This is a genomic window from Granulicella sp. 5B5, from assembly GCF_014083945.1.
Lineage (GTDB): Bacteria > Acidobacteriota > Terriglobia > Terriglobales > Acidobacteriaceae > Granulicella.
This window is the reverse complement of record NZ_CP046444.1, coordinates 3,121,607-3,148,252: the sequence shown is the minus strand read 5'-3', so window position 1 is coordinate 3,148,252 and position 26,646 is coordinate 3,121,607. Positions and strand designations below refer to the sequence as shown.

At 60.5% G+C, this 26,646-nt stretch carries 17 protein-coding genes and 1 tRNA gene; 8 read left to right on the top strand and 10 right to left on the bottom strand.

The genetic code is table 11. The features are described 5' to 3' along the window. Window positions 1-42: 42 nt before the first annotated feature. Window positions 43-2,604 carry a cohesin domain-containing protein gene (locus tag GOB94_RS13230; protein WP_255483959.1) on the bottom strand — a complete coding sequence of 854 codons (2,562 nt, stop codon included), beginning with the start codon at window positions 2,602-2,604 and terminating at the stop codon, window positions 43-45. Window positions 2,605-3,070: 466 nt separating this feature from the next. Here GOB94_RS13230 and smpB point away from each other — a divergent pair, with 466 nt between their 5' ends. The 3 genes from smpB to GOB94_RS13215 all read left to right on the top strand — a co-directional run bounded on the left by smpB (window position 3,071) and on the right by GOB94_RS13215 (window position 6,067). Beyond that, window positions 3,071-3,613 (top strand): SsrA-binding protein SmpB, encoded by a 543-nt coding sequence (gene smpB, locus GOB94_RS13225; protein WP_182276353.1) that lies wholly within the window; start codon window positions 3,071-3,073, stop codon window positions 3,611-3,613. A 98-nt stretch (window positions 3,614-3,711) separates the two neighbouring features. Continuing rightward, window positions 3,712-5,286: a leucyl aminopeptidase gene (locus GOB94_RS13220; protein ID WP_255483958.1), complete on the top strand. Its 1,575-nt coding sequence runs from the start codon at window positions 3,712-3,714 to the stop codon at window positions 5,284-5,286. A gap of 301 nt (window positions 5,287-5,587) precedes the next feature. Next, window positions 5,588-6,067 carry a c-type cytochrome gene (locus tag GOB94_RS13215; protein ID WP_182276352.1) on the top strand — a complete coding sequence of 160 codons (480 nt, stop codon included), beginning with the start codon at window positions 5,588-5,590 and terminating at the stop codon, window positions 6,065-6,067. Between the two features lie 174 nt (window positions 6,068-6,241). Here GOB94_RS13215 and GOB94_RS13210 read toward each other — a convergent pair whose 3' ends face one another. The 3 genes from GOB94_RS13210 to GOB94_RS13200 form a co-directional block, all read right to left on the bottom strand. After that, entirely contained in the window at window positions 6,242-6,622 is a 381-nt protein-coding gene (locus GOB94_RS13210) for a hypothetical protein (RefSeq protein ID WP_182276351.1), read from the bottom strand. Window positions 6,623-7,234: 612 nt separating this feature from the next. Next, window positions 7,235-9,235 carry an arginine--tRNA ligase gene (argS, locus tag GOB94_RS13205; protein WP_182276350.1) on the bottom strand — a complete coding sequence of 667 codons (2,001 nt, stop codon included), beginning with the start codon at window positions 9,233-9,235 and terminating at the stop codon, window positions 7,235-7,237. 37 nt (window positions 9,236-9,272) lie between these two features. Further along, window positions 9,273-10,280, bottom strand: coding sequence for a lysylphosphatidylglycerol synthase transmembrane domain-containing protein (locus GOB94_RS13200; protein WP_255483957.1), 1,008 nt, complete (start codon window positions 10,278-10,280; stop codon window positions 9,273-9,275). A 178-nt stretch (window positions 10,281-10,458) separates the two neighbouring features. On the opposite strand from GOB94_RS13200, the gene GOB94_RS13195 reads away from it, so the two are divergent. Both GOB94_RS13195 and GOB94_RS13190 read left to right on the top strand, forming a co-directional pair. Then, window positions 10,459-12,096 carry a hypothetical protein gene (locus GOB94_RS13195; protein WP_182276349.1) on the top strand — a complete coding sequence of 546 codons (1,638 nt, stop codon included), beginning with the start codon at window positions 10,459-10,461 and terminating at the stop codon, window positions 12,094-12,096. 187 nt (window positions 12,097-12,283) lie between these two features. Then, window positions 12,284-12,359: transfer RNA gene (locus GOB94_RS13190), tRNA-Lys, on the top strand. Window positions 12,360-12,554: 195 nt separating this feature from the next. Here GOB94_RS13190 and GOB94_RS13185 read toward each other — a convergent pair. After that, on the bottom strand, window positions 12,555-13,421 hold the full coding sequence (locus GOB94_RS13185) for a UbiA-like polyprenyltransferase (protein ID WP_182276348.1): 867 nt from the start codon (window positions 13,419-13,421) through the stop codon (window positions 12,555-12,557). A 175-nt stretch (window positions 13,422-13,596) separates the two neighbouring features. On the opposite strand from GOB94_RS13185, the gene GOB94_RS13180 reads away from it, so the two are divergent. Next, entirely contained in the window at window positions 13,597-13,824 is a 228-nt protein-coding gene (locus tag GOB94_RS13180; RefSeq protein ID WP_182276347.1) for a twin-arginine translocase TatA/TatE family subunit, read from the top strand. 115 nt (window positions 13,825-13,939) lie between these two features. Here the strand turns inward: GOB94_RS13180 and GOB94_RS13175 are convergent, their stop codons facing one another. Beyond that, entirely contained in the window at window positions 13,940-14,473 is a 534-nt protein-coding gene (locus tag GOB94_RS13175; RefSeq protein ID WP_220464926.1) for a hypothetical protein, read from the bottom strand. 278 nt (window positions 14,474-14,751) lie between these two features. Here GOB94_RS13175 and GOB94_RS13170 point away from each other — a divergent pair, with 278 nt between their 5' ends. Beyond that, a complete protein-coding gene (locus GOB94_RS13170) occupies window positions 14,752-15,084 on the top strand; it encodes a hypothetical protein (RefSeq protein WP_346265624.1) in 333 nt (110 codons plus the stop codon). A 224-nt stretch (window positions 15,085-15,308) separates the two neighbouring features. Continuing rightward, a complete protein-coding gene (glgC, locus tag GOB94_RS13165) occupies window positions 15,309-16,559 on the top strand; it encodes a glucose-1-phosphate adenylyltransferase (RefSeq protein ID WP_182276345.1) in 1,251 nt (416 codons plus the stop codon). A gap of 121 nt (window positions 16,560-16,680) precedes the next feature. On the opposite strand, the gene GOB94_RS13160 is transcribed toward glgC, so the two are convergent. The 4 genes from GOB94_RS13160 to GOB94_RS13145 form a co-directional block, all read right to left on the bottom strand. After that, entirely contained in the window at window positions 16,681-17,433 is a 753-nt protein-coding gene (locus GOB94_RS13160; RefSeq protein WP_182276344.1) for a hypothetical protein, read from the bottom strand. 672 nt (window positions 17,434-18,105) lie between these two features. Then, window positions 18,106-21,924 (bottom strand): translocation/assembly module TamB domain-containing protein, encoded by a 3,819-nt coding sequence (locus GOB94_RS13155; protein ID WP_182276343.1) that lies wholly within the window; start codon window positions 21,922-21,924, stop codon window positions 18,106-18,108. A gap of 395 nt (window positions 21,925-22,319) precedes the next feature. Then, window positions 22,320-22,910 carry a hypothetical protein gene (locus tag GOB94_RS13150; RefSeq protein ID WP_182276342.1) on the bottom strand — a complete coding sequence of 197 codons (591 nt, stop codon included), beginning with the start codon at window positions 22,908-22,910 and terminating at the stop codon, window positions 22,320-22,322. 219 nt (window positions 22,911-23,129) lie between these two features. Continuing rightward, window positions 23,130-26,459, bottom strand: a complete 3,330-nt coding sequence (locus GOB94_RS13145; protein ID WP_255483956.1) for a POTRA domain-containing protein — start codon at window positions 26,457-26,459, stop codon at window positions 23,130-23,132. Window positions 26,460-26,646 lie beyond the last annotated feature (187 nt).

The window sequence follows — 26,646 nt, the reverse complement described above, 5'->3', positions numbered from 1 at the left end:
TGATCACTGCTTCTCTACTCCTCTACTCTCTGCTCCTCTGCCTCACTTCACATGCACAATCGCCTGCGACCCGACAGCCGGTAGATTGTTCTGCCGGCTGTCCTTGGCGCCTATACGGACCAACGCAATCGGCGTATCGCCTGCCGCAATGGCCTTGAACGTCAGCGTGCAGATCGTACCCTGCCCGTCCATGCCCTTCGCGCCCGGCGGCCTCGTCTCGGACACCGTCACACCGCCCGTGCCGTCATCGCGATGCACCGTCGTCACCGCCTGGCCGTCCTTGCCCAGCAGCCCGGCCGTGCCGTTATCGTCCACGTTCACTAGTTGCAGCACCTTCGGATCGAACTGCAACTGCATCGGCACACTCGCCAGATCATGCGCGTTGTTTGTCGTCACTGCAATCTGGAACGTCGCCCCTACTGTCTGGTTCGAAGCAAGCGGCATCACCTGGAACTTCACCGGCGTCACCATCGCATTGGCCGCAGCCGCAGCGCCTGTCGCCGAGTTGCCGCCCGTCATCCCCGGTACCGGCAGCGGGTGTGCATCTGCTGCAATCTTCCCGATCATCGCCGAAGCCGCATTTGCAGCCGAGGTCTCCTGCGTTGGCGTAGCGCCCGCATCCGCCGCTGCGTCAGCAGCTACCTGCTTTGCGGGGTTCTGGTACCGAAGCTCCACAGCCTGGCTCGTACCTGTATAGATCTGCCGCGTGTTCTCGTCCGTCAAAATCGACTCGCGCACAATGTGCGGAATCACCAGGAACACAAGCTCATCGGTCTGCGTCGTCTTGTCCTGCGACGAGAAGAAGTACTTCAGGATCGGTAGCTCGCCCAGGCCGGGTGTGCCGCTGATCGCCTTCGTATCCTGCTGCTGCACCAGTCCCGACAGGATCGCCGGCTCGCCGTCCTTCAGCTGGATCGTCTGGTCGCTCACCTTCTGCGCAATGATTGGTTCCGTCACACCCGAGATCGTCACCGAGCCGTCCTGGCTCGATACCTCGATCTTCATCTTCAGCGAGACCTCGCGGTCATAGTGCACCGTCGGCGTAATGTCGATGTTCACGCCCACATCCAGATACGTGAACTGCGTCTGCACACCCAGCGACGCCGTCGTCACCGCCGCACCGGCCGAGTACGAACCCGTCGCCACCGGGATCTTCGAACCGATCTTCAGCGATGCCCGCTGCCCGTCTGTCGCACGGATGCGCGGGTTCTGCAGCACGCGCGTGTCCGAGTCCGACAGCAGCGCATTCAACGTGCCGCCCGTGATCGACACCGCGAAGTTCGTCGCATTCAGGTGCGCCAGCGTATTCAGCGTCACGCCTGTCTGGGTGTTCGACGTCGATGTCGAACCCGTCGATGTGGTCGACGTCGTCGTGCTCGTCGAATCCTGGGTCACATTGAGGTTGCTCGCCTGCGGGGTCAACCCAAAGCTCGTCGGCAGCGTAATACCCAGGTTCCGCTCCAGCTGCCGGCTCACCTCCAGCACCGCCACATCGATCACCACTTCCGGACGCACGCGGTCCAGGTCGTTGACCAGCTTCTCGGCCAACGTCAGCTCTGCCGGGGTCGCGCGCACCACAATCGCGTCCTGGCTCGCCACCAGGTACAGCTTCACGCTCGGGTCCATCAGGTTTCGCAGCGCCACCAGGATCTCGTTCGCATCGTTCTGCTGCGACACATTGGTCAGGTAAAAAACCTGCACCGCCAGGTCATCCAGTTCTTGCCGCTTGGTGCGGTTGTTCTGCGCCACAAAGATCGTGTTCGCCGTCACCGGCTTGTAAAACGTCCCACTCAGGGTCCCAACAATTCTCAGGGCGTCCGGTAAAGAGACGCCCGTCAGGTCCACCGGAATGCGCTTCGACTGGTATTCCGGGTCAAAGATGACATTTAACCCCGCCGCCTTCCCAATCGCCTGATAGACGACCTTCGAGTCCTCCATCATATGCAGCGTAATCGGGTCGTTCGACACCGGCTTCAGCTCCACCGGACCGGCCATCGAGTCGATGTCCCGCTGCACCTTTCGCTGGTACGGCGTCTGCTCGTCCACGCCCGGCACCAGCGGCGTGCCCGCCGTCGGCCCTGCTGGAGCACCAGCCGCGCCAGCCGGCCCCGGCCCTTGCGCTGGCCGCTGCTTTTCGGTCAACTGCAGCTCCTGCGCCGCCGCCTCGTTGCCCGGATCGATCTGAATCGCCCGCGCAAACTCGTTGATCGCGCCCGTAATATCGCCCGACTGCCGCAGTACCCGCCCGCGGTCCACGTGCATGTTCCCAGCCTCGAACTTCAGCCGTTCATAGTGTGTCTTGTAGCGCAGGTCCTTCGGTTTCTTCAGATGCGCCTGTCGATAGGCCTCAAACGCCGCGTCGTAGTCCTCGCGGGCCTCTGCGTTCTGCCCGCGCTTGTTCCAGGTTCCCGCACTCTGTGCCTGCGCTTGCGGAGCCAGCCCCACACCCAGCGCCGCCGCCAGCGATAGCAGCGCCAGCGCGCCCACACCCTGCCGCATCATGCCCTTTGCATTTACCCCAAAAGCACTCAAGCCGAAAGCTCCCAGCCCGGCCACAGCCGGCACTGCGTTGTCACCCTGCAGGCCGCTTCGGCCCACTCTCATTGGCTGCATGCTTGCGACCCGCTCCCGATGGCTCAAAAGACTCAAATCCCCCACGCTCTCTGCCAGATCGTGGCCCGTCCTGGACGGCTCAGGATGCCCTTCGGCGCCTCTCAATATCTCTGCCAAACCTGCCTCAAACTGCTTTTCTGACGGTGGATTGGGCTGGGTCGATAATACCATTCGCGTCTCGCTCACTCTGCCCCAAAAGTCCTTCTCTGAACCGTGCCGCCCGGCACCGTACAGCCGCCTTCCGGCACCGGACGCTCTCAACGCCCTGTCTTTGTCCCACCGGCCGCTCGCTCGTCCTCCAGCTCCGCTCAGTCTCATGGGCTGGCCTGCTCTTTCCGCACCGTTTTATCGAAGCAGTATCTGCTTCAAACGGTATATCCTGCTTGGCATAACAATCTGCTAGCCTGTCCTTTGGACGCATCATTCAATCGTTCGTCGTCATCTGATCTTTTCCACTGTGTCTCGTTCTCTCTCCAATCCGACCGTTCCCACCGCCACCGCGAAGCCAGCCGCTCGCGCCAAGGACCGCGACCCCGTCGCTGCCGGCGTACGCGACGCCGCCTTCAATCGCTCTGCGAGCTTCAACTACTTCCTCTCCGACCGATTTGAGGCTGGCGTCGCCCTCCGCGGCACCGAGGTCAAGTCCATCCGCGAAGGCAAGGCCAATCTCAAGGACGCCTACGGCCTGCTCAAGGACGGTGAGTGCTTCCTCCTCAACGCCCACATCGGCCCCTTTTCGCACGGCAACGCCATGAACCACGACTCCCTCCGCACACGAAAACTCTTGCTCCACAAACGGGAGATCCATAAGCTCGAAGGTCTGACGAAACAAAAGGGTTACACGCTCATCCCCGTCAAGCTGTACTTCCGCCAGGGCCGCGTCAAGTGTGAGATTGCCCTCGCCAAAGGCAAACAGGACTGGGACAAGCGCGAATCGGAACGCACCCGCGAGGCCGACCGTGAAGCAAAATCGGCCATCGCCAGGAGCCAGCGACGGTAGTCCACGCGCCTGGCCCCACTACAGGAGGCAGCAACCAGCCGCTGATCCAGTCAAACGCTGACCTCCACGACCCGCCTACGCCGCGATACCATGAAAGCGTGAACATCTCCTTCCAGCTCCAGGATGCGGCCACCTTCGCCACGCCGCTGCTCGCGGTCTTCGCCGTCGATATTGCCACCGGCCCCGCCGAACAGCCATCGCCCGCCTTGCTCTCCACCTCGGACGCCCCCGCGGCCGTCGCCTCGCCCTGGCTCACCTCCGGCGAGTTCAAGGCAGCCCTCGGCGAGACGCTCCTTCTTCACGCCCCGCACGGCATCAAGGCCGAGCGCCTCCTCGTCATTGGCGTTGGCAAGCTGTCCGCTCTCAGCATCCATCAGCTCCGCAAGGGTGCCGGCGTCGCCGTTCGCACAGCCAAGGCACGCGCCCTCACCGGCCTCGCCATCGCCTTCCCCGACGACATGGCCCTGGCCGACGAGCACATGGATGCCCTCCCCGGCGAGCTCACCGCCCGCGCCATCACCGAAGGCACCATCCTCGCCGACTTCGAGGTCGACACCTACCGCTCCGACCGCAAGGACAGCCCACTCACCGCCGTCACCATCCTCTACAACGACCCCGAGCGCTCCACCCAGGCCCACCTCCAGCAGGGCTTCCACGAAGGCCGCATCCTCGCCGAAAGCCAGAACTTCGCCCGCTCCCTGGTCAACGAGCCCGGCAACATCCTCACCCCCACCGAGCTCGGCCGCCGCGCCGCTGCCATGGCTGCCGAAACCGGCCTCGCCTGCGAGGTCCACTCCACCGACAAGCTCAAAGAGCTAGGCATGGGTGCCTTCCTCGCCGTCACCCAGGGCTCACCCGAGCCCCCCGCACTCATCGTCCTCCGCTACGAACCAGAAAACGCTCCCGTCAGTCCTTCAGAAGAAGCGGCACCCGTCCTCGCCCTGGTCGGCAAAGGCATCACCTTCGACACCGGCGGCATCTCCATCAAGCCCGCCGACAGCATGGAGAAGATGAAGTACGATATGGCCGGCTCAGCCGCCATGCTCGGCGCCATGCGCGCCATCGCCCTCCTCAAGCCCACCATCCGCGTCCTCTGCGTCGTCTGCTCGGCGGAAAACATGCCCGACGGCCGCGCCTACAAGCCCGGCGACGTCGTCACCGCCATGTCCGGCAAGACCATCGAGATCATCAACACTGACGCCGAAGGCCGCCTCGTCCTCGCCGACGGCCTCCACTACGCCCGCACCCTCGGCGCCACCCACCTCATCGACGCCGCCACCCTCACCGGAGCCATCGGCGTCGCCCTCGGCCTCCTCAACGCCGGCCTCTTCTCCAACGACGACGAGACCACCCAACGCTTCCTCGACGCACTCCCCACCACCGGCGAGCAGTTCTGGCGCATGCCCTGCACCGACGACTACCGCGACCAGATCAAGTCCCCAATCGCCGACATCCGCAACACCGGCGCCACCCGCTACGGCGGAGCCATCACCGCCGCCATGTTCCTCAAAGAATTCGTCGGCGAAGCCCCCAACCTCCCCGCCGCAAAATGGATTCACCTCGACATCGCCGGCACCGCCTGGTCCGACGAACCCCAGCCCTGGATCTCCCGCGGCCCCACCGGCACAGCCGTCCGCAGCATCACCGACTGGGCCCGCTCCTATGCAAATTAACTCCGGGTGTACTGGCTTTGCACAAAAACTCTTGAGCCTCCCGAAAAGATTGTCATTTCGACCGGAGCATCGCAGCTTTATCGCGATGCGAAGCGGAGAAACCCCTGTATTGGTCGTAGCGAGAGCCGAAGGCGCGAGCCTATCTCAGCACCGCAAGTGGAGATCTTGTGCAAAGCCCCCTTACCCCTCTGACAACATCGTCATCTGTCGACCTGCATCCTCGTTTGACTCTCCCTCGTCTCCCCGATAGACTTCGCCTCTAGCCATATCAGCCACATCCGCGCTCCCCAAAGGACCCGACATGATGCCCCGCTCCCTGCACCTTCTGGCCGCGCTCACCCTCGCCGCCTCCGTTGCCGTCTTCGCGCAAGCCCCTGACGCCAAGCCAGCCGACGCCGCCCCGCGCCAGCGCCGCCCCATGCCGGCACCCACCAACCTCAAGGTCCTGCCCAAGGACATGACCGCCCAGCAGGTCGTCGCCATCATGCACAAGTGGGAAGGCGACCTCGGCGTCGAGTGCAACTACTGCCACGCCAAGGACGACACCACCGGCCGCCTCAACTTCGCCTCCGACGCCAATCCCATCAAGGATCGCGCCCGCGTCATGATGAAGATGACCCACGCCATCAACGCCGACTACCTCACCCAGTTCACCGACCCCAAGCCCGAGAACGGCGTCAGCTGCGGCACCTGTCACCGCGGCATGGCCAAGCCCTCCGTCTTCACCCCGCCGCCGCACGAGCGCCCCGCACCGCCGCCCTCCACACCGCCCTCGCGCTAAGTCTCATCCAGCAGTAGCGGAGACTGAGAAACCAGGCTTTGAAGGGTACAAGAAGCGTCAGGCTTTGAAGGTACGAGCTTCAGCTCGTACCTTGGGTTGCCCTCTGGAAAGGGGCTTCAGCCCCGGAGGCTGCGATTTCCAGGGCGCAGAGAGCCTTCACAACCCTCGCCAACCTTAGCGCCGCACCTGTGGCAGGGACGACACCACCCCCAGCCGCCGGTCCCGCCGCACCACCAGCGCCACAATATCGGTCGCCACCGACTCAAACTCCGGGTGTGCTTGCGACAGATACAGCCACTTCCCCAGCACCTCGTGCGGTGTCAGTTGCGGAAACTCCGCCAGCAGCGCCGCATGGTGCTCCCTCGACGTACACACCAGCAGCCCCGACCACGGCTCCTCCCCATCGTTCACCGCAACGTAGAGCTTCCCATCCAGATACGCCGCGTCGAAGCTGAACAGCTTCCGCTGCACAAATCGCGGATCGTCCAGCAGCGGCTCAAACAACCACAGCAGCGCGTTCTTCTTCCTCGCCGTCTTTTTAGTCGCTTCCTTCATCCCCGCTCCTCCTCGCGAATCCGCCGCATAAAGCCTGCAGCTCCTACCAGCAACCTCAAGCTCTACGTGCAATTCGCCCCATCGTGACCACGATCGCTTGCGGCCGCCCTCTAAGCCTGACATCATAAACACATGATGCTTTGGGTCCTGTCGATTGCAGAAGGCGTGCTTATCCTATGGACGGTTTGTATAGCGATGGCAGTTGTGGAAGATCTCTACTCTCACCCCAGATCGAAAAAGTATAAGAAGTCCTCAACCTCAAACTGATCGCGGACCATACCTCCTGCTACCCGTGACGCGTTCCCCGGCAGCATCGTCGGAACGCTCGGCGGCTCCAAAGCCAGGGCCTTCGCAGCGAGGCTGTTCGGACGCGACTTGCCAGCCGCGCTGTTCGAAGATGCCGTCGCCATCGCCTTGGCCTTCGTAGCGCTTGCTTAAGCCAAATCGCTTGACACCGCTAATACAATAGAAATGTGAGGGGCCGGCATCTCTGCTGGGCCTTGTTCTTTGACATCCAAACCACCCTCAACCAAAGTGCACACCAAAGGGTATACAACGCTAACCCCAATCCGCTGCGGATCATAGCCCCAAAACGGGGGGAGGGTGAACGCTCTACATCGCGCTCGGCACCCTGATCCCCAGCCACCCGAGCACTCGCACCAGCTCCCGCCGAGCCACCGCCGCCGTCGCCAGCAGCAGCATCTTCCGCCCCGCATCCTCTTCCGTCAGGATGTGGTGTCGGTGGTAGAAATTATTGAACTGCTGCGCCAGCACAAACGCATACCGCGCCAGCACCGCAGGCTCCGCCGCCGCAATCCCGTTCTCCAGCACCATCGAGAGCCGCGACGCCGTCCGCCACACCTCCCACACGCTGGTGCCCTCTTCGCCCTCCAGCATCGCGGCGAGATCCAGGCCAGCCACAGCCGCCAGCGCCTCTTCAGCCGATACCCCGGCCTTGCGAAAAATATTCGCCGCCCGCACCGCCGCATACTGCGCATAGGGCCCCGTCTCGCCGTCGAACGACAGCGCATCCTGGTAGTCGAACGCGATCACCGTGTTCCGCGTGAACCGCAGCAGGAAAAACCGCAGCGCGCCCACACCGATCGCATCGGCAATCTCCGCACGCTCCGCCTCGTCCAGCTCCGGATGCCGCGAGTCCACCTCGGCCCGCGCCGCCGCAATCATGCGGTCGATCAGGTCATCGGCCTTCACGCCGAACCCCTTGCGACCGCTCACCTCAATGAAATTCTTAGCGCGGTCTTCGTCACTGAGCGTGTAGCCAAGGTCTTCCGCCGTCCGCGCCGTCAACCCCACAAACGCATAGTTGATGTGCGTGTAGCGCTCGCTCTCGGCCACATAGCCCAGCGACCGCAGCGCCTCCTTCACCTGCGTCTGCGGATCATCCTGCCGCGAGTCGATCACGTTATAGATCGCATCCGCATGGCCAAAGCTCGGATGCGGCGTCTCGCCATGCACCGTCGAGATCCAGCAGGTATGCGTCGCATACTCGCAGAACTTCGCATACCCAAAGTCCTTACCCAGCAGCCCATACTTCCACAGGTGATACGCAATGTCCTTGCCGACATACGTCACCGTCCCATTCGACCGGATGATGATCTTCGCATCCTCATCCGGGCCACCTTCAGCCACCTCAACCCCGGCGGCAGCAGCAATCGCCCGCCGCATCACCCAGCAGCCTTTGTTCTTGCCCTCGGTCTCCAGGTACAGCACACCCTTGTCCACCATCAACTGCCGAGCCGTCTCCCAGAAGTGCAGGTGCAGAATCTCGCTCTCACGCGGCAGAAAGTCATACTCAATCCCCAACCGCTCCATCGTCTCCAGATGACGACGCAGCACACCCGTAGCAATCAGCTCCGCAATCTCAGCCGTATCATTCCCGCCGGCTTCGATCGCATGCAGCGTATCCAGCCGTATCTTCTTCCGTGCCGCCGCCTCCGCAGGCTCGGCCTCATACCACTGCGACACGCGCGCATACAGGTCCCAGCACGTATAGTCCAACCGCTGGTTCGTCTCCATCAACTCCGTCATCCACGCACGCACGCCGTCGAGCGTCTTGCCCTCCAGCATCGTCACCGCAACAACAATGTCGGCCACCTGCACGCCTGTGTTGTCGATGTAGTTCTGCACGCCAGTCTCAAACCCCGGCTTGTACGCATCCGGCCACAGCATCCGCGCAAAGCTGTCGCCCAGCACCGCATTCCGCAGATGCCCCACATGCGCAGCTTTATTCGGATTGATGCTCGTATGCTCCACCAGCCGAAACCCATCACCGCCAACGGCAGCATGCTCATCCGCCGCCATGCGCTTCACCATTGCCGCGCGGTCAAGCTTTACATTCAGGTAGCCCGCTCCAGCAATCTCTACCGAGCCTACACCCTCGATCTCCGCCAGCAGCGGTTGCAGCTCCTGCGCAATCGCCCGCGGAGCTTTCTTCAGCCGCTTCGCCAGCTCGAATGCAATCGGCAGCGCCATCTCGCCGAACTCGATCTTCGGCGGCAGTTCTACCACGAGGCTCTTCAGCTCCACCTCGTACCGTTCCTTCACCAGCGCCAAAATCCGCGCCTGCACCTGCTGCTGCAATATCCGATACATATCTGTCTTTCCTAATCCTTATTCCCTGATCCCGGCTTCATGGAAGCTGCGCAGGCAGTTCATCGATCTCTTCCAGCAACGGCTCACGCGGGCTCCGCTTCATACGGTGCGCCAGGAACATCGCCCCGCCCACCCCCGTGATCGCCACCAGCAGGTACACATGGATCATCAACCCAAACAGCCCGCTCGCTGCGGGAGTTGCACCATGCCGCATCAGTGCATCCTTGCACGCCGCCTCAAACGGCCCAATGCCACCCGGCGAGCTCGGAATCAGAAACGACAGGTTCGCTTGCGCTACGGCCTGCCACGGCCCTACAGCATCTGTATGCAAGCCCACCAGCCGCGCCGCAGACACATACAGCAGCCCTTCAAACACCCAGGCCACAAAGCTGCAAATCACAAGCCACAGCGAACCCAGGACCCCGTTCTGACGCACGCACTCCAGAGCCAGCAGTATCCAGTGCTCCAGCTTTGCCAGCCTCGCGTTCTCGGTGCCCGCAAACAGCCGCTTCACCCATGGTTCCAGGATGCGCGCGCCCAGCACCATCACCAGCAGGCCACCGCCTGAAATCCCGATGCCGGCCTTAGCCAGCAACCGCATATGCGGCGACACCGCTCCGCCAAAGTGCAGCGTCGTCGCGAACAGCACCGCCAGCGTCAGCACATCCAGCAGCTTCTCCAAGATCACCGTGCTCAGAATCGTCGACGGCGTCGCATTCAGGTCGCCAGCGTAAGTAAAGATCCGCATCACATCGCCGATGCGCAGCGGCAGAATGTTGTTCGCCGCCAGCGACGTCATAAACACCCGTGCGGTCGCCCCGAACTTCGCTTTCACACTGCGCACCATCAGCCACGACCGGTAGCAGCGCGTCGTATACCCCGCCACGCTGAAAGCCAACACGCCTACCAGCCACAGCGGGGCCGCCAGCCGCAACGCCGCAAAGTCGGACAGGTGGAACCCCCGGAACGTCAGCCATAGAAAGAACGCGCTGATCGCAAGCCCCGGCAGCATCTTCAGCAGGCTGATTCTGTGTTCGCGGGTCAAGCGGCCCTCCCTATGGAAACATCCCCCACCACACCGGGCCTACCCAGCCGCGAAATCTCAGTCAATATCAAGTCAATCACTCTCCGTCATTGTACCGTCCGGACGCCATCGCCTCCACCGCCAACTACGTCCATCCCAAGTCACCCGCAACCGAAAAATCCCGTCTACTCTAGTAGCAATGGCGGCGACCACCACTACAGTCCTCGGCACCTCCGCCACGTCCGTTGGCGGTCCTCCGCTCTCCCTCCGTCGTAGGCTGCCCTGGCCCGTTCTCCTTCCGCTGCTCACCCTCGCCACGCTCCTTATCGACGGCTATCACCCCCTCGCCGAAGACGGCGGCCTCTACGTGGCCGGCATCGAGTACCGCCTCAACCCCACACTCTTCCCGCGCGATACCGCCTTCGTCACAGCGCATCTCCATTACTCGCTCTTCGCCCCCGCACTCGCCGAGTTGACCCGCATTGCCCACCTCCCGCTCGCCATTACGCTCCTGCTCGCCTACGTCTTCACTCTATGGCTGCTGCTCTATGCAGGTCTGCAACTTCTACGCCGCTGCACCCCAAGCCCCGCGGCGCAACTCGCCGGCGTCGCCCTGCTGGCGGCATGGTCCACGCTTCCCGTCGCGGGCACTTCACTCCTGCTCACTGACCCCTACCTGACCGCCCGCAGCTTCACCACACCTCTCTCTCTGCTGGCCATTGCCTTTGCTCTCGACGACTGGACACCTCGCTCCCGCTCTGCACGGCTCTGCGCTTTGTCTCTCGTTCTGGCGGCGCTGTTGCATCCGCTTATGGCCTTCTGCGCGCTCGCGATGGTGGTCCTCCTCCGTCTCTTCCGCAGTCCGCATTCACCACGCCTCGTCGCATCCTTCGCGGTCGTCGTCCTCTCGGTTGCTGCCACAATCCACGCGTTCGCGCCGCCTGATCCCCCCGCCGTCGTCGCCGCTTCACTCTCCCGCTACTACTGGTTCCTCTCCCAGTGGCATTGGTATGAGCTCTGCGGCCTCCTCGGCCCCTTTGCCATGTTGTCTCTGCTGCTCCTCGGCAACCGCAACACGCCGCGCTTCGCAGCCACAAGCAATATCAGGGCACTCTGCCTCGCCTGCCTCGCCGCTGGAAGCATCGCCATCGCCATCGCTCTGCTCTTCGCACACGCGCACAGCACGACATACCTCATCGCACGCCTCCAGCCCCTGCGCATCTTCCTCCTGATTTACGCCATCATGGCACTCCTGCTGGGCGCGCTCGTCACCGGCAGCCTGCTCTCCACGTGGCGTTCAAGACCCATCAAGGCTGTCGCAACCGTCTTCCCCGCCTTCGCGATCATGATCAGCAGTGTCACCCTATTCACCGCTCAGCGCGCCACCTTCCCCGCCTCACGTCACATCGAGCTTCCCTCCGCATCCCCAATCAACCCCTGGTCGCAGGCGTTCCTCTGGGTCCGCGCCAACACCCCCACCCAGGCACTCTTCGCCCTCGACCCCGACTACATCACCACCCCCGGCGAAGACGCCCAGACCTTCCGCGCCACCGCTCTTCGCAGTGCTCTCCCCGACTTCTCCAAGGACGGCGGCGAAGCCTCCATTACACCCTCACTCGCCCCGCTCTGGCAGCACCAGCTCACAGCACAGTTCGCCATCCAGTCCGGCACAGCCCTTACCACCCACGCCATGCTCTCCGCCCAGACAGACGCAGAGCGTGACGCACGTCTGCGTCCCCTCGGCGTCACCTGGCTCATCCTCCACGCCGACGCCCGCACCGCGCACCCCTGCCCTTACCAAAACCGCGACGTCAAGGTCTGCCGGCTCGCACCATAGCCTGCGTCAGTTCCCGCCCTTGGCTTCCGCAGCCACCGGCATCACCTTCAGCACCACATCCTCTTTCTCCATGGGTCTGCATCTCTGAATAGAACGTCCGCAGCTCCGGATAACCCTTTTGCAGAAACAGCCTGCCTCCTACCTCATACGATTTGTGCCCCCGCCATGCTAACCTTACATATAGAGCGAGCGGGTAGCTCAGTTGGTAGAGCATCGCCCTTTTAAGGCGCTGGTCCTGGGTTCGAGCCCCAGCCCGCTCACCACAGACCTCTTTAAAATCAATGGCTTGCAAACACGCGGTTTCTCAGCGAGATGAGAAACCGCGTTGTTCTGCTCTTGTGCTCACCTCTCGCAAAATGCTGTGGGACACAGCGCATTGCCCATCTCTGCAAACTCCTCTCCCAGGAACCAGACAGATTTACACTCGAGCCGCCCCATCCAATGCCGGGACAACACACCTAGTGCGTCAAGAAGATGTCCGCGGCGACAGCGAGAAAGAAGACCACCGAGATGATGCCGTTCAGCGTGAAGAACGCCGCGTTCATGCGGCGCAGGTCCTTCGGGCTGATGATGGCGTGCTCATAAGCCAGCAGCAGCGCGACCACGGCCATCCCCACCAGCGCGATGGGGCCAAGCGCAAAGGCATGCACCAATAGCGCAATCAACACCAGCACACCGATGTGCATGGCCCGCGCAATCCAGAAGGCGCCTTCGAGGCCGAAAGTTGCAGGGATGCTGAAGAGGCCGGCCTTGCGGTCATAATCAAAGTCCTGGCAGGCGTAGAGAACATCGAAGCCGCCGACCCAGAGAATAACGATGCCGGTAAGCAGCAGCATGCGCGGGTCGTAGCTGCCGCGCACGGCGATCCACGCGGCGGACGGCGCAATGCCCAGCGCGAGGCCGAGGACAAGATGGCTCCAGCGGGTCACGCGCTTCATGTAGCTGTAGCCCAGCACCACCAGCAGAGCAAGGGGCGCAAGCTCCAGCGTGAGCCGGTTCAGCATGGCAGCGGCAAAGATAAAGATGGCTGCGGCAACCACCGTGAAGGCTGCAACAAATCCCGATGAGAGCTGTCCGGCCGGGATAGCGCGCATCGCAGTGCGCGGGTTCGCGGCGTCGATGCGAGCGTCGACCAGGCGGTTGAAGGCCATGGCCGCGGACCGCGCGCTGACCATGCAGACGAGTATCCAGCCGAGGACCGGCAGCCGAGGCCAGCCGCCCGCGGCCAGCACAGCGCCGGTCAGCGCAAAGGGCAACGCAAAGATCGAGTGCTCCCACTTGATCATCTCCAGCGTGATGCGCGTACTGCGAAGAACGTTCTCCATAGCTTCTATGCTACCGCCGACCGGCGCGCGGAACCACGGCGGAAGGCATCCAAAGGTCCCGCTGGCCCGTAAACGAACAGACGCCGTTAGAACGTGCGACAATGACTGTGTCCGGGCTTAACGGCCCCAGATCGCCCCCGGCTGGCAGAGGCCAGCCTTCGCAAGGAGACTCACGATGGAACTCTTTCAACCCTGGCACCTGCTGATCGTCGCCGGCATCGCCATCCTGCTGTTTGGCGGCAAGAAGCTGCCTGAACTCGGCAAGGGCCTCGGCGAAGGCCTGCGCGGCTTCAAAGACGGCATGAAGGGCGTCACCGACGAGGTGAAGGACACCCCCAAGCCCGTGGACGCGCACACCGTCACCCCCAAGCCGGGCGACGACCTGAAGCCGCCTGCCGCTTAAACCAACGCTCTTCGCAACACCGCCGCGACCACCGTTCTTCAGGACATGCCCGTACTCTGGCAGGTTGTCATTCTGAATAAAGGTGGCGCGGTTTTTCAGCGCGTGAAAAGACCCGCTACCGCCGTTGCCGCCGCGACGCCCTAACAAAGTTGCTCACCGCAAAGTACGCAAACAGCGCCATCAGCGCGACGCAGGCATAGAGCTTCATCCGTTCCGGATCGTTGGCTGCGAGCTTCATCGCTGTACGCAGCCGCCATATGCCCTCGCCCATGGCAAAAGCCACCAGCCCGAAGAAGGTTCCAGTAACCTCCAGCCAGAGCACGCTCGAAAACTTGGCGACCGGCGCGAGCGCGGACTTGCCGGCTTGCTTTGCTGCGCCGCGAACGCGCGACTGCGTCTGGCTGACGGTCCGCTGTGCCTCTGCCACCGTGCGCTGGGCCTGCACCACGCTCTCGCGGAAGTCTCCGCTGCCGGCAGCCGCCCGTGGAGCACCAGCAACAGGCTGTGGCGCGCTCGCAACCGGCTGTGCCGGGGGTCTCGCCGTCGGAGCCGGGTTGGGCGCCGTCGCGGCGTCGACCGCCTGCGCCAGCGTCTTCGCGGCGTGGCGGGCACCATAACCCAGGGCGCGTCCTAATCGCACTCGATCCATCCCGATTAGTGTACCGGGAGCTGCGACCTTGGCCCATGCAAGCGAATCCAATCACAACCGGCGCAAAGACGCGGCGAAGACCCCGCTAGCCAGGTCGCCCCTCTGGAAAACTCGCCCTTGGCGTTGCCTCGCATCGGCGTTATGTTAAGACTCATCGCAGCTGCCGTTCCTGTTTCGCAGGGAATACCCATTGCGGTGGTGCAAGACAGATTCAATCGGAATATATCTCGATTGGGTTTCCGCTTGAATGAAGGGTTTTCCGCGGAGAAACGTGGGAGGTGGCATTGAACCAGCAGGTGAAGGAACTCATCCAGAAGTTAGGCGAGGCGATTCACGAGTCCGTCAGTGAGTCCGACCAGATCTCCGGCGTCGTCCGCGAGATTCGCGAGCAGGGCTTCGACGTACTCCTCATGCTTGAGGCCACTATCGGCCTCAACGAGGTCGCCGAGGAGTCCGAAGAGGTTGAATCCGACTCCGGCGATCAGGCCGCCGAGGGCCCGTTTACGCACAACGACCTCAACTTCCTGCGCTCTCTCCGCATCACTACGGAGGAGCAGGCACCGCCTGACGAGCGACCTGCGCTCGGCGACGGCACCCCCTCGGCAGACTGAGCACCACGCGCTCGCGGCTATCTCCTCCACGCCGCCGGCCTGCTTATGCAGTCATGTCGCGCACTGCGATGCCGCAACTCGCCTACTGGACAGCCCATTGCATTTCGGTGCTACACTCGGGCGGCACCGCTGCGAAGACCCTGCATCTTACTCTTGGGCCTATCCGGTTTCCGCGCTGTGTAACAGACCGCTTCGGGGGTCGCTTCAGGTAAGGACGGTGGAGAATGAGAGACACACTAGGCGTTCTGCTCGCTGGTGGTGCGGGCGAGAGACTATTTCCGCTCACGCGCGATCGCGCTAAACCAGCTGTTCCCTTCGCAGGACAGTACCGCATCATCGACATCACGCTCTCCAACTGCATCAACTCCGACCTGCGCCACGTCTACATCCTGACGCAGTACAAGGCGCTCAGCCTCAACCGTCATATCCGCGAGGGCTGGGGCCCGGTGGTCGCCTCGGAGCTCGGCGAGTTCATCGAGATCCTGCCCCCCATGCAGCGCGTCTCCAAGAGCTGGTACCAGGGCACGGCGGACGCGGTCTTCCAGAACATCTACTCCATCGGGTCGGAGGAGCCGAAGTATGTGCTCATCCTCTCCGGCGACCACATCTACAAGATGAACTATGCACTGATGCGCCAGCAGCACATTGACTCCGGCGCAGATGTCACCATCGCCACGCTGCCCATCAACCCGGATGAGGTCGCGCAGTTCGGCGTCGTCGAGGTCGCGCGCAACGGCGAGGTCACTGGCTTTATCGAGAAGCCGAAGGAAACAAGCCTTCGTTCGCCCTTCAACCCGGAGATGGTCGACGCCTCCATGGGCATCTACCTCTTCAATACCGACGTGCTTCTGCCTGAGCTGGTCAAGGACTCCGAGGACCCGGACTCGAAGCACGACTTCGGCCATAACATCCTGCCGAACCTGCTCGGCCGCTACAAGGTCAACGCATATAACTTCGTCGACGAGAACAAGAAGGGCGCACTCTACTGGCGCGACGTAGGCACACTGGAGGCCTACTACGCCGCGAACATGGACATCGCTTCGGTCTCACCGACCTTCAATCTCTATGACAAGGCATGGCCCATGCGCACCCGCGCCTACCAGTATCCGCCAGCGAAGTTCGTCTTCGGTGAACCGGGACGCACGGGCATGGGGATCAACTCCATCGTCTCAGCTGGCTGCATCGTCTCTGGCGCGGTAGTGCGCAACTCCGTCCTTTCGCACGATGTGCGCGTGAACAGCTACGCAGATGTGGAGTCCAGCGTGGTGTTTTCGCACGTCAACATCGGCCGCCACTGCCACATCCGCAACGCCATCATCGACCGCGACTGCCACATCCCCGACGGCACCGTCATCGGCTACGACCCCGCCCAGGACAAGAAGAACTACTTCGTCTCCTCCGGCGGCCTCACCGTCGTTACCCGCGACTACTCTGTCTATGAGAACCCGGTCAGCCCGGGCTTTCTGCAGGGGTAGTGAGACAGTGAGTAGTGGAGCTATATCTTCAATCTTGCTCATCAAAAGCCAAAGCCCACCGAGTCCTCTCGGTGGGCTTTGGCTTTTCTCTACTCACTACTCATTACCCACTGCCTCTCCACTACTTGCCGAAGCGATAAAGCGCGCCGCCGGAGATGGAGAAAAACTCGCGCAGCTCGGTGCCATAGTGCTCAAAGGTGATGTCCGGCGAGAGCCGCACGGCCCAGCGCTTGCCCTGGTTGAAGTCGATGCTGCCGCCCGCTGCTGCCCAGGCCCCGCTGCGGTTGCTGTACAGCCCCACCGAGGCGGTCGTCGGCGGGGTCACGCCCTGTGGGTTGGACGGGTAGCCTGTGATCGCATGGTCGAAGATACCGTGCGTCACACCGCCGTAGCCGTGGAAGTCGATGGCGACATAGCGGTTCTTGGGGCCGCGCCAGCTCGGGCCTGCGCCGCCCATGAACTGCTGCACCAGCACACGGTTCAGGTTGTACTGGTTCGGAGACAGAGGCGTCGTGCCCGCAGTGAACCGGCCATCCGCGCTCACGCCCAGGTGACGAAACAGGTAGCTGCCGCTCGTTGGGCTAAGCCAGTAGGTCCCTTCGATCTCGCCGCCACCGGCATTGAAGTGCTTGGGGAGGCTCTGTCCGGCCTGGCCGTTGGCATATAGCAAGCCGCCGAAGATCTCCCAATGGTTGGTATACGAAGGGCCGGAGCCAGGTGCCAGCGCCTTGGCGGTGTTGGCCTTCACCGGCGCGGTGCCGGGGGCTGCTACCTGCGCATCGACCCTGCCAACGGTGGTTACAGCAAAGGCTGTGGTGAGTATCAGGGCGCTGGCTTTCATAGCGCGGCACACTGCCGGGAGGGTCATCTTCATCGCTTGGAGCATCTTCCTCATCGCGTCCGCTCGGGTGGCGGCGCTGGGTTCAAAAGTTTCGCATACATACAGCCACACACTCCGGCTGCTCGAACGCGTCCCCTTCAGGATATATCGTCAAGGCAGTGCGAGCTTCTCCAAGAGACGCTTTTCTAGCCGATTCGTTAGTGGCAGCCAGATGCTTTGTGCAAAGAAGCTTGTCTATCCCAAAAAGTTTGTCATTTCGACCGGAATATGACGGCTTCATCGTCATGTGTAGTGGAGAAACCCCTGTATTTCTCGTAGCGAGAGCAGAAGGCGCGAGCATACCGCTTGCGGCGTGCGCCGTTGAACCAGGGCAGCACCACAGCGACGTCACCTGCATACAAGAAAATTTCATGTCAAGCCCCAGCCGCCAAATCCGCTCCCAACCCAAACAAACCAAACCGCTTCCCGCCCGAAAAGAAAAACAACTTCACCAGCGCGGCTGGCTACAATAGAAGTAGCCCCCTTTGCAGGCGGTTTCTTCGATACGCCTTTCACGATCCTCTGTCCCCTGTCCTCTATCCCCTTTATTTCCCATATCATACCCGTAACCATATACAGAATCAGCCACTTACCCCCTGGATCATCCCGTAAGTCGATGATTCTACTAGATACCTCCGCTACATAGGGAGGGGGGAGGGGTATCGGCTACTTGTACCGCTTCCGAATCTTGTAGACCACCGAGTAGACATCGTTCTCATCGCGCGTCACCACAATCGAGGTGCTCTGGTTGATCTGGTACTGCACCTGGATCAGCTGCTGCTCGGTCTCGTTTACGTTGGTCGCAAACGTCAGCGTGAGCTGCTTGGAGATTGGCTCCTGAATCGTGATGCGGGCCGAGGAGTTGCCAAGGTTGCCCACATACGTTGGGTCGATCTTGACCGAGCCATTGCCGAACAGCTTGCCCACGCGGGTAGACACCGTTGCATTGAGCGCGCTGCCAAGAATGGCGTTCGTCGTGGGATCGGCACCCGCCTGCTGCTGTTGCTGCTGATAGATCTGCGCCTCCTCCTGCGTGCGGCCGAGCGCGAGCAGGTTGAAGATGTCCGCCTCGGTCAACGGCGGCTGCGACCGGTAGGTAGGGTGCAGGTTGCCCATGGTGCCATGCAGCCCGATCGTGATGTCGTAGGTCTCCACGCGCGCCGCGGCGTCCAGGTCGATCACCGGGTCAATCCGCACCGGATTGCTGAAGGTGATGCTGCCACGTTCCAGATCATACTTGGTGCCCGCAAAGGTCGCCTTTCCATACGTCACCAGGATGCGCCCGAGGATCACCGGCTGCGCAATTGTGCCGCGCACATTCAAATCCACTGAGCCTGCAAGCTTCGCGTAGGAGTTCTGGAAGTCGAGTTCGGGTGCGCTGGCGACGTGCACATCCATGTGGATCTTGTTGGTGGGATCGTCGGGTTGCGGAGGCAGCGATGGACCGAGCGCCGAGAACGCCGCATAATCCACATCCGGCCCAACGCCGAACCGTGTGATCAGCACGTTGCCGGAGAGCAGCATCGAGGCAGGCGTGCCCTGCAGCCGCAACTTGGCCGTCGCCGTCGTGCTCAGCCCATACACCCGCACACGCACAGCCTCGCCTGTTGCGTTGAGGTCTGCGTACAGGCCCTTGTTGTAGGCGAGGTAGCCCCCGATCTTCAGCTGCCCGCCACCCGTGCTGCCCGTCAGCTCCTTCACATCGAGACGGTCTTGATTGAAGGCAAGCGTGCCGTTCAAGTCGCTCAGGCCGTTCGCAATACCGTCGAGAGCAAGGTTCACATTCTGCAGCTTCACGTTGCCGGTCAACGCGGGCTTCTTCATGCGACCCAGCGCCGTCATCTGGAAGCTCACTTTACCCGACGAGATAAGTTCGGAGTCAAAGCTATGCGCGAGCGCCATGCTGATGTTGCCGCTGGCGTTCAGGTGCAGAGCGCCGCCGAGTGGGTTGTTGTCGCCGAAGACCTGTGCCGTCCCAGAGGCACGCAAGTCGGTATCCTGCCCGGTGATGTGGAGCTGGTCGAGCGTCAGCAGCCCGGCGTTGAGGCTCGCGTGCACAGGCTCAGGAGACCGCAGTTCGACACCCTCAAGCTTGAGGTCGATGTTTTGCAGCTCCGCCGTTCCGGATAGCTGCGCAGGCTTGGCCAATGGACCACTGACAGTGACGGTGCCTGCGATGTCCGAGCTGCTCTTGATGGAGCTTGGAGCGAAGATCGCCAGAGACTCCGCCAGGTTGAGCCCACTTACCGAGAGCTTCGCCTGCGTCTGGTAGTCGCCGCTCAGCTCCGTCTGCCCTTCCGCCTGCGCCTTCGCGCCGACAAGCGTGGAGTTCAACTGGTAGTGCACCGTAGAGCCAGTGCTCGTGGCCGTCGCATCCAGTGTGCCGACCGGCTTGCCGAGTGCCGTTATGTTAGTCAGATTCAACTTTGCGTTCAGGTTTGGAACGGTCGCGGTGCCGTTCATCGAAGTCTTAAAGGTCAGTACTCCATCCGCGTTCGGGCTTATCTGATTGAAGCGGGTAAAGCGAGAGAGGTGTAGCTGACTGCCCTGAAGCTGTGCCGCAATGTGCTTGCTGTCGAGGTTGTAACTGCCGCTGCCGGAGATCACTTCGTCGTGTGCCCGCAGCAGCACTTTGCTCGCCTGAATCTGCTTTCCCTGGACAGCGGCGTCAACGCTGAGCAGCTGATACGCCTCGCCGTAAGCAACACCGTTAGACAGCGTCGCGTATCCCGACGCCTGCAGGTTGTTCATAGTGCCTTTGGCGTGGACGTTGAGGTCCGCAGTGCCCGTTACCGGCACATTGTTGCTCTGCCCGGCAATCTGCAGCATGTCGGAGACCTGCGCATGTGCGAGCTTCAACGTCGCATCGATCTCACCGTCGTCGTTCCATAAATACTCCGGAGACCTGCGCATGCCCGCCACCCGGAATGGCTTATACGTTCCAGAAGCATTCAGAACCGCGGTGCCGCGCCGTATCGTCGACGACGCAATTGCAATCCCCGTAGACGGCGAGTACTCAGCGTCGCCAACCACCGAGTCCAGTTGCACGTTCATATCCTGCCCCAGATTGACCTCAATGTTGTTCGCTGTCAGGTGTCCATCTACATCGAGGTCGTGGATCTCACCCTTCGCTGAGCCGGTAAATCCGAGCGTGCCGTGCAAGTCAATCGGGATCGCTGCTCTGCCAACCTTGCCGTTGGCAGTAAGGCCGAGCGTGCGCAACAGCTGATCGAACTCGCCGAGGTCCTGCACGGCAAGGTTGACCTGCAGGCTGGTCAGCGCATCGCCTTGATTGACGCCCAGAATACCGCGAGCATCGAGCGTCGTCGCCGGGGTTTGAAGCTGCAACTGCGCGACGCTCACATCTTCTGGCTTGCCATCGTAGTGTCCGACGATGGTCCCGCGAATGGGCACATTCGACAACGCTCCCTTGCGGATCACTCCCGTTGGCGCGAGCGCAAGGTTGGCGTCCACCTGCACGGTAGAGGATACCTCTTTGACTCCACCCTGCCACTCAACAGTGACGGGGCCTGTAATCGAGGTATCAAACCCCAGATCACCATAGTGCTCCGGTGCAGTGACGTCCATGATCGTGCGCAGGGGAATCCGATCCACCTTCGCAGATAGATGGGCGTGGGTGGAGGTGCCATCGGCAGAGCCCTGTATGCGAAGCGACCCCTGAGCACCGCCTCCTTCGCGGAACATACCGATCATGTTCGTGAGCGAAACCAAACCGGGAGTGATGGAGAGATCCGTATCGCCATCCACGTGTGCGAGCCGCACATATTCGTTGCGGTAACTGGCATCGCGCACCTTGACATTGCCACGGATAAGATAGTCGGCACCGCATGGAGGAGCGGAGGTAGAAACGCTGTTGCTCGCAGCCTTCGTGCCCCGCCCTCGCCGTGCAGTTCGAGGAGCCGGCACGGTAGGCTCCCCACTAGAGCAGTTGTGGCCATCCGCCGAAATCACAGCAGTCCCTGAGTTGAACCCATCGATCGCCGCAAGTTCGCCGACTTCTTGAAGCACGACTGAGCCTGCTGCCTTGAACTGCCACTCTGGCCGGCTAAAGTTCTTCAAGCTTCCGCTTACGGAAAGATGTCCACTGCGCTCAGTATCAAACGCCAACTTGTCCAGCTGCGCCGTGTTTCTGCCAAGCTGGCCCAATAACTGCAGGCTCGATTTCACATACGGCTCGCTCGTCAACTGCGTCGCGAGATTGTGAATAGCCATCTGTATTTGATAACTATCCGATTGCCGCACATAGGAAAGGTTGGCATCCAGATCATTCCCCTCTACGTTGACAGGGACTACAGCATCATTGATGACCGCAACGCCATGCAATAACTCTGCCCTGCCTACCTTTAGATCGAGTAATGTGTCCTGCAAAGGCTCTGTGCTGGAAGTCTTATGTTTCGGCGTCGGCTGATTGGTATTTCCATCCTTGTCGATGATGAGATGAAAGCGCGGCTTCTCGATTCGCAACTCTTTTAGCCTTATGCTCTGTTGGATGTGGCCATGGATCAGCCCAAAAACCAGAGTCCTCAACCTTAAGCGCACATATAGGCTTTTTACATAAAGATAAGGGGCCACATTTGCCGGCTCAGTACCATGGATGGTCAGATCGTCGGCTTCAACCGACAGACGCCAGGGAACGATCTGGATGTATCGAAGCTCGACCCGTCCACCAGTCGCGTTTTCCAGTACATTGACGACTTCAGAGGTAACCCTATGCTGGAAATCGGCCGTTGAAGTGTAATAAGTCGCAGCTGCGAGTAGCAGGACAATAATAGAGACGCCGCTGCCAAATACCACCGCCCAGCGGCGCGAAGCTGGGTGGCTTTGTTGTGGCGACTTTTTTGTGTGTCTTAAGAAGTCCCTCATTGGCTCACCTGTACGGGCCGAAGAATGACGATATGACTTTGCGCGCGCAGAACTCGCAGCCAATCATCCAGCAGCAATGAGACCTCACGTTCCATGAGAAGCGTGGAGATATCAGCTTCTATCGCGTCAAGGGGCGGAGGCGTTGCTGATGTCTTCCGGTATTCAGGAACGAAGCGGTCATGATAGTACGTGGTGATCTCATCCTGACCGATGTGGATGCTCACTCGAAATCGTTGATCTACGAACGCCAGTTCTGCTGCCTGCAGATTGCAATATTGATGAAGTGACTGCGGCGTAATGCCATAGGACTGCAGACCAGTGCTCCAACCTCCCTTGCCGGAGCATTGGTCACTTTGGGTTGCGAACACAGAGCTTGTGGTGGCTGCCGGCTTTGGGTCGCCTGGTTGCCCGGGCTTTGTTAGGTCCAGGTATGCCCTCATCTGCTGCCATATTAGTTTCTGGTCAATGAGCCGTTGCAACACCTTCTCCCGCTGTGCGGCCAGCGTCACATCTGCTGCACGTTGACACGCCGTGCCGCTAGTGTGGCAGCTTTCGATGTTGACCTCACGTTCGACGTCGCTCGACAAGATGGGATCACTGTTAACGACTGCCAGAATACGATCCAGGCCTCTTATGCTCTGCAATGGTTTTGGTCGTGGCTCAAAGATCGTAGCTGGTTGTTGCGCTAAACCAGCAAACGGGATTGAAAGAGAAGCGACGGACAGAGCACTCGCAGCACACAGGTATAGTGCTGCATGCTTAGGCCCTCCGATCATCGTCGCTCGCGTCCACATGTCCACAGTTACCTAGAAGCTTTGGCCAATACTGAAGAAGAAATTGAAGTGACTGCCCTCGCCTACATAGGGCAGAGCGTTTGTGTAGTCATCAAAGACGGGATAAATAGGCGGATTCAGGTTGTAACTGAAGTCCGCTCGAATAGGACCTACGGGAGTGTTGTAACGAATACCAACACCTAGCGCGTGGGAATAGTAATTGAAGTTACATATGCCAACCGCATTCTCCTGCTGCGTTGGCGTAGGCGTTGCACCCGCGGCCACACCTGGGATAGAAAGATCACGGCAAGTCCCTCGATTCGGTTGCCGAAAGTGCAGAAAGCTGGTGAACATATCGCCGGGGTATCGGAATGTGTTTCCCATATCGTGAAACAGCACGAATGAGATGCTATCTCCAACCAATGGCAGGACAGGAGGTGGCAGTCTAAGTTCAAAGGTGTTGACGACCACGCCTGAGCCTCCCACCGGATAGCCGGTTGTGAGGTCGCGGGGGCCGGCATCATTGATACCGAAACCACGATGCGAACTGGCTCCGCCAGCGTATAACCTCTCGGGAAGAGGCACAGGATTGCATGTCGGATTCGTCGCAAGAAGGGAGCCGGTGCAGGCCGTGGAACTTACACCGATCTGGCTGCCGGCGTTCGAGGCATTCGGATTTGGGCCCCAGGAATTCTCAAACCCTATACGGAGATTGCGGGCGAACACATACCGGTGTTTTCCAAATGTGTAATAGGTGGATTCAGAGCCATCCAACTTATTGAAGTTCGTACCCGAGCCAAACTTTGAAGTGGCTAGAAAGTCCTGTAAAGAGAAGAACTGTCCTTTATTTGCATTGAGCGGGCTTGGGTCGCGGGTGTCATGCAAGAATGTGAAACCTGGGCCGCCGACTATTACAGGCTCCGATAACTGATTAATAAGATTGGGAGTAATTGCCAGAGAATTTTTGTCGATTGATACACGGCGGTACTGAAAGTCGTAGATCAATGTATCGGCACGACGGAGTTTTTGAGAGACACGGAAGTCTCCTTGAAGTGTTGAGGACGAAAACGTGGTGATGTCCTGAACGTTGGAGTAGCCGCCTGAAAGCAGCCCAGTCAATTGTTTCTTTCCCAACAGATGCGGACTGTTATAGGTCACCGTAGCGACCTCTTCAAGAAGACCGTAGGTCGTATGCAGGGTCAACGAATCCTGTGTTCCGCGGAGCGCAGTTCGTGAAACATCCAGCGATACGCGCGGGCTGACACCCGCCTTGCCGTTTTGGGCAGCGGTCGATCCGCGAGTTTCGCCTGCAACAATCGCCGGCGTTCCGCTCTGAGCCTCGATTCCGAAACCGTATGTCACGTCCCAACGCTTTCCTTCGGTCAATTGAATGAGAACGTTCTTATAAGAGGTCATGCCATCGGGGTTCTGAACAACAACGTTCACATCATTAAATTCTGCTAGGTTATAGAGATTTCGTTGCGTTTGAAGCAGTGCAGCCTGATCCAGCGGCGTGTCGGCTTTGACGAGTATTTCCTTTTGAACTACTGACGGGCGTATGTGATCGAGGCCAGAGAGCAAGACATTGTCGGTGAAGACTTGTTGGCCCTCATGCACTGTCAATACGGCATCCATTTGATTGCCGTCCGTTTTGTTGGGAGACTGTGCCAGATCTACGGACACGTGCTCATAACCTCGCGACAAATAGTAGGTGAACACGGCATCGCGATCATTGGACAGTGCCAAAAGGGAGTAAGGCTGACCTGAGGTAGAACTGAGCACGCCCTTGACCGCGGTCATCTGAGAGGCGCTTACACCTTCCAGACTGATGGTGCCAAAACGTTGTTGTGTTCCTTCTGAGATGCGGTATAGAACCTGCAACTGGGCGCGGCGGAGCCGCTTGCCGGATGCGTCCTTGTCTTTGTCCTGGACATCGGAGGTTACGTTCACCTGCTCGAAGCCGTTGCTACGGTAGAGCGATTCAATCCCAGAGATGTCCGACCGCAGAAGCGTCGAGCTGAATCGGCCACTCGGCTGATAGTTATCGCCTTTCTTCACACGGAGGAGCTCGGAGATTGTGTCTTGGTCGAAGTAGTGATTACCGGTCATTCGGACACTGACAACTTTGTGCAAGATGCCTGAAGCTACTGTATAAGTCACAGTCAAGGCCTTTGTTCCCTGCCCACTCAAATCCACCGAAACCGACGCATCGAAATATCCTCGTTGCTGAAGATAGTCTCTGATGTTGAATGAGCCCTCGTTCAGCAGATCGTTGTCGACGGCGCCTTCCTCAAAGATTGGGACAAGCAGCTTGATGCGGGACCTCGACAGTTTGAAACCTTTGATGACCACATCCACTTGCGGTCCCTGATTAGCGGAGAACTCATAGTCGACCTGCTTGCGTGACACGTTGTAGGACGAGTCTGGCAACGTGATCGTACCTTCGAGGTGACGATTGTTCTGGTAGTACGATCTCACTCCCGAAAGGGCATTGGGGACGGTATTACGCGTAACTCTTGGGCGGCAGTGATGACTGAAGATCGTTTCGAGTTTCGAGCAATCCAAACTGCCGTGACGACGAAATTGCTCCGTGGATATGCCGGGGTCCTGACCTGTAACAGACACTCCCCCGACTCTGGCCTGTGGTCCAATCGTGATGTGAAACGTTACGTTGACCTGGTTGTTGACGTCGTCTCGAGTAACGGATTGGTCGATGACGGGCCGGTAGTATCCGTTGCGGGTGAGCGTGTCCTTCAGACCCGACATGGCCTCGGGAAGATCGCTGCCTGAGAATGGGGCGCCGGGCTGCAGTTTGGTGGCTACGTCCAGGAGCGCTGTAAGGCGGTCCTCATTCACTCCTGTAATGGTGACGCGGCCGACGAAGTAGCGGGGTGTGCCGGAGTAGTCGAGCACGATGCCTGTGTTTCCGTTCGTGCCGGGCTGATCGGAGACCGCGATGTCCATATAGCGGCCGGTTGCGAAGAGCGTGCGGAGGTCCGAGCGGACGGCTTCGGGATCCAATGGAGTGCCGCCCTTTTGCTTGAGCTGCTGGATGATCGGGTCCCGTTCCGCGAAGGTGACTCCAGTAAAGTGGATCGCCTGAACGGTCATGCCTTGTTTGGAGAAGATACTTGCCGGCGGCTCCGGAGATGGAGCCTGTGTATCGGCGGACGCAGTTGTGTCGGTCGTTGCGGTGGGTTTGTCGCTGCCGCTCGTCTGCGCGAGCAAAGCACCCGGAAAGCCAGATACCATGAGAATCACCGCAAAACACACACCCCAAAAAACCGAATCCCAGAGGGGTTTCCTGCCATGAGAGGCGGTGGTTCCGGCGCTTTGCGGGGATGAACGTGGCGGACGCGGCACCGGTGTTTCCTCTCAGGCTCAAAGGATGGTTCGTCTTGCCGGCTGACGCGTTGCGAGCGGGCTGAGTTACCGCGGCGGGCAAACAAAGCCTTTGGACGGCTGCGGCGCACGACTCGTCTCATCTTACAGATACTGCAGCGCTGTTGCAGGTTGCTTGCGAGGGTGAACCATGCGCGGAGCGACGGTA